Raw genomic sequence first — 12,930 nt, 5'->3', positions numbered from 1 at the left:
TAGGGCGACTAGAATAATGGGTAATTGTTTCACGTAATGCGGCGATTGCGCTTTCAATCAGATATAGCAGCAAAAATTACATTGAAAAAACGTGTTGTAGTGCAAGGCGTTTAAACAACAGCCGTTTTAAAAATGCAGCGGCATAACCGGAACCGTGTCGCCTATGGTTAACTCACTTATGTCTTCATGAACAACCATAAGACAGTTAGCGGATGTGATTGACGTCATAACCCCAGAGCTTTGTGATTTAAACGGTGTGACTTCCCAATCACCTCGACCGTTTTTCACCATAGTCGCACGCTGAAAGTCTCGGCGGCCTGCACGTCGCTTAAGAGGTGTCGTAATGCTGGCATTAACAAAGAACGGCTCGTGCGGTTGTACCTGCCCCTGCATTTTTTTGATAACGGGAACCACCAATAGTTTAGCGGTAACAAATGATGACACGGGGTTGCCCGGCAAACCGCAAAATAAAGTGTTATTTATTTTACCCAGAGCAAAAGGTTTACCCGGTTTAACCGCCACTTTCCAAAAATCGATGGCGCCTAATTCAGCGATGATGTCTTTTACATAATCGGCATCGCCCACAGACACGCCGCCGCTACTTACCATTACGTCTACACGCTCGCTGGCCTTAATGAATAGCTCACGCAAAGAAGCTTCGTCGTCTTCTACAATACCGAAATCAACAAGTTCTACGTTTTCATAGCTCAAGATACTGCTTACACCAATGCGATTCGATTCAAAAATTTGTGTTGATTTACGCGGTTCGCCCGGTGCAGCAAGTTCAGAGCCAGTCGCCACCACACCAACGCGAAGTTTTCTGAATACTGTCACGTTACTGTTTCCTTGAGAGGAAAGCAGCATAAGGTGCTCGGCGTGAAGACGGGTGCCTTTACTAATTAGCGTGTCACCACAGGCGATATCATTGGCTCTTTTGCGAATATTTTCTGTAGGTGAAGGCAGTTTGTTTATTATGACAGTCCCGTCACGGCTTTCGGTATTTTCTACCATCACGACAGCATCAGCGTTATTCGGAATAGGTGCGCCGGTCATAATTTTAAAGGCCTTGCCTTCTTCAAGCGGCACATCAGCACTCATGCCTGCTGTAATAACACCTTGCACTTCAAGCTGAGCGCTATTAGAAAGACTTTCAACGTTAACGGCGTAGCCGTCCATTGCTGAGTTGTCCCAAGGTGGTACATCGATATGAGCAATAACATCTTCAGCCAAGATGCGGTTGTTGGCGTCAAAAATGCTCACTTGCTCAACGTCGTTTATCGCCTTTGTAGCGTCTAATGCTTTAGTGAGTGCTTCTTCTAGTGAAAGCCATTTAGATGACATACCAACAACTCCTTGAAATGATTTAACACGCGGATATTACAGAAAAAGCGGCCTTATACCAAAGGTTAAAGCGTGAAATAAAAGAAAGTTTGTGTAAACGACGCAATTGAAGTTTCATCAACGGCTATGTCAGATAAATTAAGGAGCGAACGTTAATATTTCTTCAAAGTCGTCGAAAACCCAGTTAGGTTTATATTCTGCGATGCTCTCACCATAGTTATACCCATAGGTGAGACCTATACTTTTTATATTCGCAGCTTTTGCAGCAAGAATATCGTTTTTGGAATCGCCTACCATTACACATTGTGAAGGTGAAATATTAAGCTTTTCACAAGCATAAAGAAGGGGCAGGGAAGACGGCTTTTTCTCCGGTAAACTATCACCGCCTATGGTAAATGAAAACAGTGACGACAATGAAAAAGAAGACAGAATAGGCTCAATAAATTCTGAAGGCTTATTGGTTATTAATACTAGCGTATAACCATGATGTTTTAACGCATGAAGAGTGTCGAATACACCTTCGTAAAGCACTGTGTTTTTAGTTTCTAACGTTCGGTAATAGAACAGAAACTTTTCTAAAGCGGCATCAATCTCGTTTGATGTGTAATTATGTCCGATCTCCGCACTGCCGCTTAGTCCACGTTCCACCAGAACACGAGCACCATTTCCAACCCAGTGTCTGATTGTCTGCTCGTTATAAGTTGGTAATTGGTAATCGTTTAATGTTTGATTTAACGCAGTGGCCAAATCAGGAACAGAGTCCACCAAGGTTCCGTCTAAATCGAAAAAAAAGGTATTAATTTCTTGCATTACAAACGTTTGATTTGCTAATTCGTGTGACAAGCATAACACCGCAGTATCCTTACCGCGGTAGATTTATTGGTCGACTGGCGTTGTAAGCTCAAAGATTCATTCAAAATCTTGGTTGCTGATCCAAAGCACTTGATAAGGCTTCATTTGTAAGAAACTACTAGAAAGGGCTATCTCGTCACGGGTGATGAGATCAATCCAATTATCTGTGCCAATAAGGTTTATGTCAGACAGCAAAATTGTTTGTTCTTCGTCTGAAATATTACTAATACAGAAAATACTTTGCTTTCTATCGAGACTTTGTCGCCAGTAGCCAAATAATTGATTACCAAGCTGCAACGTGAACTGCGTCGCATTGGGGTGAAATGCGGGCTGTGCTTTACGTATGCGAATAAGCTGCGAGATTCGAGTGAGTACTTTATGATGCTGTGAGAAAGGCGAGTCTAATAACGCTTCTAATTCGTTAAAGTCCCAACGTTTTCTGTTTATTGAACGATTTTGCCCTGTGTTCGCCACTTTTTCGTAATCGTTCGATGTACCAAGTAAACTATGGATGTAGATACCTGGAATGCCTTCCATACCTAACATGATGGCATGAGCACAGATGAAACGGTCCACCTGATACTTATCTGGGCCCTTCGTTGTGCCTTGTAGCGCGTCGAACAAGGTAATGTTTATTTCGTAGGGCTTTTGCTGACCGTGATCAGAAGCGCGCCACGATACCTTGCCGCCAAAATGCTGCATGGTGTGCACAAGCTCAGAAATTTCTTCGTCTGACAGTAGGCCTTCAGCTGGGCGTAAGCCAATACCGTCGTGCGACGCAATAAAATTAAAGTAGGCTGTGCCGTTTTGCGCGGGTGGCATACTCATCATCCAGCTTTTCAAATACGTACAATCACCCGTTACTAATGTATTTACCAGCAACGGTGGTAGCGAAAAGTTATAGATTGCATGAGCTTCGTTAGCATTACCAAAGTAGGTTAGGTTTTCCCTGTTAGGAATATTGGTTTCGGTAATAATGATGATTGACGGGTCCACATGTTCAATCAAGGTTCTGATCAAACGTATGACTTCATGGGTTTGGAACAAGTTAATGCAGTTAGTGCCAACAATTTTCCAAAGGAAAGCTACAGCATCTAACCGAAACAGCTTAGCGCCTTTATCAATATACAGTTTGATAATATCAATAAACGCTAGCAATACTTTGGGGTTTCTAAAGTCAAAGTCAACTTGGTCGTGACTAAACGTGCACCATACATGCTTTGTACCGTTGGCGGTTTCCGTTTCTCGCAGCAAGGGCGACACACGAGGGCGAGTTACCATGGAGAGGTCATCGGATGGATCTGCCGTGAAGAAAAAGTCAGATCCCGATCCTTCACCTTTCACAAAGTTATCAAACCACACGCTTCTTGCAGAGCAGTGATTTATCACTAAATCCGTCATTAGCCCATAATCAGCGGCAATAGCCTCTATGTCGTCCCACGAACCAAGTGCCTCGTTAACGGTTGAATAATCAATCACCGAGAACCCATCGTCCGAACTGTACGGAAAAAACGGCAAAATATGAACGTTATTTACGGTGTTCTTACAGTAGCGGTGTAAAAACTTATTTAACGTAACCAACGGACGCTCCCCTTCGTCAATGACACTATCACCGTAGGTGATCATGATAATGTCATCTTCATCCCAATAATTGTGATGAGACTGGGGCGAAGCAATATCCGTTTGCTGTTGGATGCCTATGGTGTTCATTAACTCAGTCGCTAGCGTCTCATACGAGACGTCCAGCGATACATCGGCATAAATGCTTTCTAAATGGTGTTTTACTTTGTCATGGAGATGGTCCCATGCCATATTACTTACTCCATATATTCTGCAGTATCGGCTTCAACCGCTTCTAATAGTCGCTCTAAAATATCGGGTACCGCGCTGGTCACGCGGTTCCAGCTTGGTATAAACGGTGTTTCCATGGGGTTTTCTAAGAAGTTTTGCCCTGCCTTCATAATATTGCTGGCAAACATCTCAACTGCTTTTTCTTCACTGTGAATGTCTAAGCTGAGTCCATTCATTACCGCATCATTGTGGTAGGTTTCTATAAAGTCTAGCGCAATACGGAAATAGGTTGCCTTTATTGAGCGGAACATCTCATTGCTAAAGGTGTAGCCTTGCGTGGCTAATTTTCTGAAAATAGCCTTGGTGATGTCGATAGACATTTTAGACAGTCCACCCTGATCGTTATTCAGCGAAAGGTCTTGGTGCTTGTGATCGTAGATGTCGCATATATCCGCTTGGCAAAGACGATTATGCGAATAGTTGCGGTGCATTTCAGAGAGCACGCCTATTTCTAAACCCCAATCACTTGGTATCCGAATATCATTTAGCACATCGCGTCTAAACGAGAATTCACCGGCCAGTGGGTAACGGAAACTGTCCATAAATTCCAAGTATTCATTATCACCCATAATGCGTTTTAGCGCGCGAAGTAGTGGGGTAACCAGAAGGCGTGAAACGCGGCCATTAATTTTTCCGTTTGCTACACGGGCGTAGTACCCCTTACAAAATTCATAGTTGAACATGGGGTTGGCAACTGGGTAGATAAGCTTGGCGAGCAAATCTTTGTTATAGGTAACGATATCGCAATCGTGTAGTGCAACAGATTCTGCTCGATTCGATGCTAGTACATAGCCCATGCAGTACCATACGTTTCGGCCCTTACCTAATTCCTTAGGCGCTAAACCTTGAGCTTGAAGTTCTTCATCCAGTGCCTTAAGGCGAGGTCCATCATTCCATAGCACTCTGTGATGTTGAGGAAGTTTTCCAAAGAATTTTAGTGCATGTTTATATTGATCTTCGTTAGCACGATCCAGACCGATAACAATTTCTGATAAATAGGGTACGCCTGTTAATTCGTTAACGATATGTGGAAGCGCATCGCCCTCAAGTTCGGAAAACAGCGATGGTAGAATAAGTGCCATAGGGCGCTTTTGTGAAAATTGTAAAAGTTCTGCCTCTAGCTCCTCGGTAGGACGACGAGCCAAGTTATGTAACGTAGTAACCACACCATTTTGATAAAAATCAGCCATGTGTCCTCCTGATTATAGGGATAGCAATTGAGTAAGCATTTCGTTCCAGCCCTCAGGGCCGGTTAGGGTGCTGGTATAGACCTCTTCTTTTTTTACAGCTGGTGGAGGATTTACCGGTGATAAAATGCGAATTGGGACGTGCGCTGCTTCAAGCATTGCTACGTCGTTTTTACCATCGCCTAGGGCGATGGTGTTAACTTTGGTGGTATGTTGCTTTTGGTATTCATTGGCTAACCACTTAAGCGCCTGGCCTTTATCGCAATTACCTGAAATATGAATAAATCGGCCTCCCTCTAAGGGAAAGGCTCCTCGGTCTTGAACTACCTTTAAAAAATGTTGCTTTTCTTCGTCTGTGCCAAGCCATAGAACGGGTTCGCCGAACTGACGTTTAGCTGCAAGTGATGCTGAACGCTCATCAAGACCTGTACACTCCTGAATCTCTTCGTTCGACATTTTAGAAAATTGCTTATACTTGCCCTCAAATTCACTGCCTATTTTTTCTAATAGCTTAATCCAGTAATTTTTATTTGAAATAAACGCTTTACACCAGTAGCCATCTATCCATACCGTACCGCTTGGCTTTTGTTTGAAAAAGCCGTGGGGAATAAAAATAGCGGCACCATTTTCTATAATAAAGGGCCCGTCCAAACCAATACTCTCACGTAATGGCTGCAATTCAGCAAAAGTCTTGCTGGTAGTGGGAATAACGGGAATTTCCCTTTTTTCTAATGCCGTTAAAGCCGGTTTCGCCGCCTCAAAAGAGTAGGTATGGTGGTCTAACAGCGTGCCGTCCATATCGGTGAAAACAAGCGTTTTCGTCATCGTTTTACGTCCTGTTTAGTTATCGTTCTTTTTTCATCAAGGTAAAACACGGTGTCACACTTTTCAGGCAAGTGTTTTAATGCGTTTTCAGTGATGCGTTGATAGTGTTGCACAAAGTTTGCCACTTCTTCGTCTGTCATAACGCCATCGCTGTCTTTTAGTGCTTTTTGGGCAAGTTTATGCTCTTGTTCTAAACGCCATTGATAAACGCAATCAAAACTCGGTGCCTTAAGCATAATGCGATAGTCGATTTTGTCGAATAGCGTTTGGTAATCCCCGGCTAGTTCAGTGTTAACAAAAGATCGCCAAATGTTAAGAGGGTCCTCAACTTCTTCAAGATGATTGACTGGCCTTTTAAGCTCACCTGAAGCCTGTGGGGTAGCGCCCACACACCAACCTTCAAGTATGATGAAATCAGGTGAAGATTCTATTACAGGCCATTGTTCTTGAGGAAAAGGGTTATCTATAGCCTTGTTGAAACGCGGTAGCGACGTGCGAGCGCCTTTCTCTAAACTACGCAACGTGTTTAAAGCAAGTCTTGTGTCGTGAGTGCCAGGTACACCGCGGGTGGCTAAAAGGGGGTGAACTTTAATAGCAAGGGCATTTCGCTGCGATTGATCATAGTAAAAGTCGTCAATGGAAAGTGATACCACTTGCTTGTTGTGAACCGAACTAAGGAAAGATTCGATAAAACTGGTCAGAGTAGATTTACCAGAACCCTGACTACCATTTATGCCAACTATAAATGGTTTTGTTGCACCCTTTTGGTGCTTAAGCAGTTGCTCACATAATGGGGTGAACCATTTTTGTGCAGTTTCTGCATAGGTACTTGGCAATTGATGCGTAGTTAGAAAGCCATGTATATCCATGTTGTCACCTTAATCAATGCAGAATTCGCACGTTCTTCTTGATTACGGTAACAACATTTGTGCCAATAGAGTACTTGGGTCGTGGGTATACTACCTACTTCTTATTGGCGACAATTACGGCCCGTTGTGGTGCAGGGTAACCTTCAATGGTGCGAGTAATATCTTCCGGATTGAGAAAATCTTTCAAAGATTGTGATTCCATCCACGGTGTGGAACGTTGTTCATCTAACGTTGTATGATTAATATCCACAACGCGAATATTTTCAAAGCCTAGTCGGCCTAACCAAACAGAAAGGGCAGCAGTGCTGGGTAGGAACCAAACGTTGCGCATTTGAGCGTAGCGCTCACCCGCCATCAACACTGTGTTTTCATCACCGTCTACTACCAGTGTTTCAAGAATCAACTCGCCGCCTTTTCTTAGCTGATCTTTAAGCTGTTGCAAAAACGCCATTGGGTCTTTGCGATGATAAAGCACGCCCATAGAAAATACGGTATCGAAAGCTTTCAGCGGCTGCATGTCTTCAATGCCCATAGGCAGAAAATGTATATTGTCGGCAGCTGCATTGGTTTTACTAATAAATTGTTTAATGGCGTGAAATTGAATTAGAAATAATTGGGTAGGATCGACTCCAATTACATTGCTGGCACCTTCGCCAAGCATTCGCCACATGTGATAACCACTACCACAGCCTACATCCAATACGTTTCGATCCTTAAGTGAGGCAATGTGGGGGGCCACGCGCTCCCATTTCCAATCTGAACGCCATTCAGTATCAATGTGAATGCCATGCAGGTGAAACGGACCTTTTCGCCACGGCATAAACTGCTTTAACAGTCCCTCTATTTGCTTTTGAGTATATTCATCAACATCATTTTCGGTACCAACGGAAACGCCTGATGATAAATCAACAAAGCTTGGAGATGTGGAGGGTAGTTTGTTAAGTAAGCGGCACCACTTATCAAATTCACCATGCTTGGCGTTACGCTGCCAGTCATTCATTTGGCCTGGTAGCGTTTGAAGCCAATGCGAGAGAGGGCTGTCTATTAACGATTTATAGCAATCGTTAAACCAAGTCTGTTCTAGTTTACTCATAATATTCTTTATATTTTAAAACCGAAATAGTGCGCAAGATTAACACCTACTTGATTAGCCTTTAGTAGCGACCATAGAGGTGAAGTTATAGCACTTGTACCACATCACAACATCGGTAAACCCAACCTTTTTTAAGCGGGCTTCATGCTCATTGAACGTATCGGTCAGCATAACTTTCTCTAAAGCCGCTCGCTTCTGGCTTACCTCCAGTTCGCTGTAACCATTATCGCGCTTGAATTGATGGTGTAAATCTATTAATAATTCGTTTCCATTGAGGGTAGGGTGACGAATCTTCTCTGATAGCACTAACATGCCACCAGGGTTTAACCCATCGTAAATACGTTTTAATAGCGCCTCACGGTCATCTGGAGGAATGAATTGTAAAGTAAAGTTCATTACAACCATTGAAGCGTTGTTTATTTCAACGTTTTGAGCATTTCCGTGCTCAATAGAGATTGGATTTGGTAGTGAAAACGTTTGTACAACGCGTTTACATCGTTCAACCATTGCCTCTGATGCATCAATACCTATTATTTTGCATGTATCATTAGGCAACGACCTAGCTACAGATAAACTCGCGGCTCCAAGGCTACAGCCAAGATCATAAACAGCCGAGTTTTGAGATACTGCTATTTTGGCAAGCTCACCTATAGTGTGGACAATGGTTTCGTATCCAGGCACAGAGCGCTGAATCATATCTGGAAACACATCAACTACAGACTCGTCAAACTTAAAGTCATCTACTTTGTTGAGTGCCTTTGCGTATATATTGTCGTGTTTCTTCACTGCGAGTCTTCAATTAGCTAATTTGGGCGCAATTTTACCGCCTAACGCGTAAATGCCAATGGGAAACACTAAATTTGTTGAATTTTGTGTAATTTTTGAGGATTAGGCCTTTTCGTTACTGGTCTAAAGTATTAATCTATACTCATATTACAATAAGGAAGCAGTAACGCTAATGATGAGAATTCTAGTAGCAGACGATCACCCATTGTTTCGCGAGGCTTTGAGCGGCGCGTTAGAACCTTACTTTGAAAATGCACAAATTATTCAAGCTGAAAGCTTAGATGATGCATTGGCGAAGCTAAACGAATTTGACGGCGTTCAGCTAGTGCTTCTTGACCTTAACATGCCTGGCGGTGAATATTTCAACGGTCTTATCACGCTACGCGAGCAATATCCAAACATTCCTGTTGGTGTGGTTTCAGGCAGCGATACGGTTGAGGTAGTGGCGCAGGTAATGAGTTTAGGTGCGCAGGGCTTTATCCCTAAAGTGTCGCAAACTCGAGAAATTGCTCAGGCTATTGTAGATATTATTGGTGGTAAGAAGTGGCTTCCGGACGGTATGGAAGAAGAACTTGAGAAAGTTGACGATGAACTAAAAGTGCTACTTCAGCGTTTTCGTGAACTTACACCGAAACAGATCCAAGTGCTTTCTTATCTGAGAGCAGGCTTAATGAATAAGCAAATCGCTCACGAAATGAACGTGACGGAAGCAACAATTAAAGCACACATCAGCGCCATATTACGCAAGCTAGAGATTAATACGCGTACACAGGCCGTGTTGCTGATGGATAAACTTCAGCTAAGCTAAGTCGCCTTGAAGTTATAAAAAAGACCGGACTATTCGTCCGGTTTTTTTGTCTTTAAAATTATCTCGCCGCTTTCGGTCACAATACCTAAGCCCTTGTCTGGCACGTGCTGAAACTTCTTTTTACGTTTTAATAGCAGTGTCGACGACGACATATCATCGTCTGCTGAACTTGGCTTGTCGGCCAACTTAGTTAAATAGACTGCCCAATATTCAACATGAGGTGTTGAATAGTCTTTATGAAATGCGACACCAATTTGGTCTTGCTCTTCATAAAACGGTAATTCACCCAGTAAATGCTGTCGATGAGATGTAGATGTTTTCAAAGCATACCAAACATCTTCAGCGGTAATGTATCCACCGGCAAGGGCTTCCACCTGATTGCTCATGGCGTCACCATAGTATTCAGGTAGTGTCAGTCCGGCATTGCGAATACGGGTATTTGGGCTTCCACCTAAGAAGTGTGAAACGAGGCCTCTTTCGGCCATATCTTTGGCTTTTATTTCTGCTAGCTGTACAAGCGTTGAATTACAATGTAGTACCTTTCGCTTTTGCCCGTTATCGTTAGCAATAAGTAAAGATAACGCTTGCGCTTGCTCACTGGTGCCGCATGTAACGGTATCAGCAATGCTGTTAGCCTGACTTACAAGTACAAACAGTGTGGAAATGATGAGTTTATGAAAAAAAAGGCCGCTATCGCGGCCTTTCTTTTTAATTGGTGAGCTACGCAGCTTTACCACCTCGCTTCTTTGCAACGTTAGTAGAGTTTACTTTTGCTACTAATTCTTCATGGTCGAAATCATCAACATTAATCGTGCGAAGTCGTCCAGCTTCAGTCTTACGAAGAAGGTTTGCCTCTTCTTCGTTGATTACGCCTTCGGCTAGCGCTTCGTCAGCCAACATGTCTAAACGTGTAAACGGAAGCTTAGCTTTCTTATGCTTACAAATGCGCTCGAAAATAGGCTCGCTTGCCAATACATCATCAAGCGTTTGCTCTAAATCACCAAATAGGCTGCCTTCTTCGCGGGTAAGGTACTGACCATACCCTAAACGGCTACGTGCAGTTGACGGCGTTTGTAGCATTTGCGCAATAGCGTGTTCTGTTTTGTCAGAAGGCTTACCAACGCGGCGACCAAACGGGATCACCATAACGCGAAGTGCACCTGCGATTGCACGGTTAGGGAAGTTTGCTAAGAAGTCATCAATCGCCGTTTCAATATCGTGCAACGTTGTTTGCATTGCCCAATGCAGAAGCGGAAGATCTTCTTTTAAACGGCCTTCTTCGTCGAAGCGCTTGAGCGTTGTGCTGCCCATATATAGACCACTTAGAATGTCGCCCAAACGCGCAGACAATCGCTCGCGACGCTTAAGGTCACCGCCAAGTACACCCATAGAAACATCAGTAAGAAGTGCTAGGTTAGCGCTATAACCTTGAAGCAGCTTGTAGTAACGCGCCGTTTCATCAGTAAATGGAGCACTGCTGAATGCACCATTGGTTAGCGAGAACCAAATACTGCGAACTGTATTAGCTACCGCAAAGCCGATATGACCGAATACAGCTTTATCGAATGCCTGAAGCGCCTCTTTCTTGTCTTCGATAGACGCAGCCTGAATCTCTTTAAGCACGAAAGGGTGGCATCGCATTGCGCCCTGACCAAATATCATCATGTTACGGGTTAGAATGTTTGCACCTTCAACCGTAATTGATACTGGTACACCTTGATAGCCGCGACCTAGATAGTTATTTGGCCCAAGCATAACGCCTTTACCGCCGTGAACATCCATCGAGTCGTTGATGACTTGACGCATCTTCTCGGTTAAGTGGTACTTACAGATAGCCGAGATGACAGAAGGTTTTTCACCAAGGTCTACACCAACGGTAGAGAAGCGCGTTACCCCGTCCATTAGGTAAGCATTACCACCAATACGGGCAAGCATCTCTTCAACACCTTCCATATGACCTACAGGCATACGGAACTGGCGACGAATACGCGCATATGCACCCGTTGCAAGAGATACTGATTTTGCGCCACCTGCAGCAGATGAAGGAAGAGTAATACAGCGACCTACCGACAAACACTCAACCAGCATACGCCAGCCGCGCCCTGCCATTTTCGGACCACCAATAATGTAATCGATAGGTACAAAGATTTCTTCGCCCTTGATAGGACCATTCTGGAATGGTGTGTTAAGAGGGAAGTGACGACGACCAATCTCTAAACCTTTAGTGTCGCGAGGAATAAGGGCACATGTTATGCCCGGCTCTTCATTTTCACCCAAAAGACCTTCAGGGTCTTGAAGTTTAAATGCAAGACCAATAACGGTAGCTACAGGTGCTAGAGTAATGTAACGTTTATTAAAGGTAAGGCGCATGCCCAACACTTCTTCGCCGTTCCATTCACCTTTACATACAACGCCAACATCAGGAATTGCACCAGCATCTGAGCCTGCTTCAGGACCCGTCAATGCGAAACATGGTATTTCCTCACCTGCTGCAAGACGAGGCAGGTAATGGTCTTGCTGTTCTTTAGTACCGTAGTGCTGAAGGAGCTCGCCAGGCCCTAGTGAGTTTGGAACACCAACAGTGCTCGATAATACAGCGCTTACGCCTGCAAGTTTTTGTAACACACGTGATTGTGCGTAAGCTGAAAATTCAAGGCCGCCATATTCTTTTTTGATGATCATGGCGAAGAACTTGTGTTCTTTTAGGAACTGCCAAATTTCAGGAGGAAGATCAGCGTCTTTATGGTTTATTTGCCACTCATCAACCATTGAACAAACTTTGTCACACGGTCCGTCTAAGAAAGCTTGTTCTTCGGCAGTCAGTCGACCTTTAGGAATACGGTGCAGCTTATCCCAGTCTGGCTTTCCGCTGAAAATATCGCCATCCCACCAAACGGTACCCGCGTCGATAGCTTCTTGTTCTGTGCTCGACATTTCTGGCATAACTTTGCGATAGAATGCAAGCAGCTTCTTAGAGATGTGCTGCTGTCTAATGTTTGCAAGTGTGAACGGCAGTGTTAAAGCAAGGAACACTACCCAACCTAGCAGGCCGATATCACCGAAAAGGGTGCCTAAAATCATTACACCTGCGCCCATGGCAACTGCCGTTACCAAGCTAGTTCGTTGATAGCTAGCAACCGCTAGTGTCAAAACGACCAGTAAAAACCATATAAAATCTGCCATACTTCACTCCTGAAAGGCGTTGAACGTTACGCTTGTCTTTATCTCTTTACTGCAAAACGCTTCAATGGAAGCGGTTTGATTGCGAGGTCAGACCAGCATGCTGTAAACCTATTATTTAATGGGGAAAAGATCAAG

Annotated in this window: 11 protein-coding genes; 1 reads left to right on the top strand and 10 read right to left on the bottom strand. The window is 43.9% G+C overall.

The window, feature by feature from the left end:
- Nucleotides 1–126: 126 nt before the first annotated feature.
- From moeA to cmoA, 8 genes are all read right to left on the bottom strand, one after another.
- Nucleotides 127–1,341, bottom strand: coding sequence for a molybdopterin molybdotransferase MoeA (moeA, locus tag ACXAGV_RS18775; RefSeq protein WP_474874543.1), 1,215 nt, complete (start codon nt 1,339–1,341; stop codon nt 127–129).
- A gap of 138 nt (nt 1,342–1,479) precedes the next feature.
- Nucleotides 1,480–2,193, bottom strand: coding sequence for a phosphoglycolate phosphatase (locus ACXAGV_RS18770; RefSeq protein WP_474874542.1), 714 nt, complete (start codon nt 2,191–2,193; stop codon nt 1,480–1,482).
- Between the two features lie 57 nt (nt 2,194–2,250).
- On the bottom strand, nt 2,251–4,005 hold the full coding sequence (locus ACXAGV_RS18765) for a sugar phosphorylase (protein ID WP_474874541.1): 1,755 nt from the start codon (nt 4,003–4,005) through the stop codon (nt 2,251–2,253).
- Between the two features lie 5 nt (nt 4,006–4,010).
- Complete coding sequence (locus ACXAGV_RS18760; RefSeq protein WP_474874540.1) at nt 4,011–5,234, bottom strand: glycosyltransferase family protein; 1,224 nt, start codon at nt 5,232–5,234, stop codon at nt 4,011–4,013.
- 12 nt (nt 5,235–5,246) lie between these two features.
- On the bottom strand, nt 5,247–6,056 hold the full coding sequence (locus ACXAGV_RS18755; protein WP_474874539.1) for an HAD-IIB family hydrolase: 810 nt from the start codon (nt 6,054–6,056) through the stop codon (nt 5,247–5,249).
- Nucleotides 6,053–6,925, bottom strand: coding sequence for a kinase (locus ACXAGV_RS18750; protein ID WP_474874538.1), 873 nt, complete (start codon nt 6,923–6,925; stop codon nt 6,053–6,055). Before ACXAGV_RS18750 ends, ACXAGV_RS18755 begins: the two co-directional genes overlap by 4 nt.
- 94 nt (nt 6,926–7,019) lie before the next feature.
- Nucleotides 7,020–8,018 (bottom strand): tRNA 5-methoxyuridine(34)/uridine 5-oxyacetic acid(34) synthase CmoB, encoded by a 999-nt coding sequence (cmoB, locus tag ACXAGV_RS18745; RefSeq protein WP_474874537.1) that lies wholly within the window; start codon nt 8,016–8,018, stop codon nt 7,020–7,022.
- A gap of 54 nt (nt 8,019–8,072) precedes the next feature.
- Nucleotides 8,073–8,804 carry a carboxy-S-adenosyl-L-methionine synthase CmoA gene (gene cmoA / locus ACXAGV_RS18740; protein WP_474874536.1) on the bottom strand — a complete coding sequence of 244 codons (732 nt, stop codon included), beginning with the start codon at nt 8,802–8,804 and terminating at the stop codon, nt 8,073–8,075.
- 172 nt (nt 8,805–8,976) lie between these two features.
- Between cmoA and ACXAGV_RS18735 the strand changes: the two genes are divergently transcribed.
- On the top strand, nt 8,977–9,612 hold the full coding sequence (locus ACXAGV_RS18735; RefSeq protein ID WP_474874535.1) for a response regulator transcription factor: 636 nt from the start codon (nt 8,977–8,979) through the stop codon (nt 9,610–9,612).
- Between the two features lie 29 nt (nt 9,613–9,641).
- Here ACXAGV_RS18735 and ACXAGV_RS18730 read toward each other — a convergent pair whose 3' ends face one another.
- Both ACXAGV_RS18730 and fadE read right to left on the bottom strand, forming a co-directional pair.
- The gene (locus ACXAGV_RS18730) at nt 9,642–10,349 is read right to left on the bottom strand and encodes a CAP domain-containing protein (protein WP_474874534.1); all 708 of its coding nucleotides are present in this window, start codon (nt 10,347–10,349) and stop codon (nt 9,642–9,644) included.
- Complete coding sequence (fadE, locus tag ACXAGV_RS18725) at nt 10,333–12,795, bottom strand: acyl-CoA dehydrogenase FadE (protein ID WP_474874533.1); 2,463 nt, start codon at nt 12,793–12,795, stop codon at nt 10,333–10,335. The genes ACXAGV_RS18730 and fadE overlap by 17 nt, the downstream gene beginning before the upstream one ends.
- Nucleotides 12,796–12,930: the final 135 nt, after the last annotated feature.

Source organism: Alteromonas sp. ABH4_453, assembly GCF_056160665.1.
Note: the sequence above shows the minus strand (reverse complement) of the source record. Positions and strands in the feature narration are given on the sequence as shown.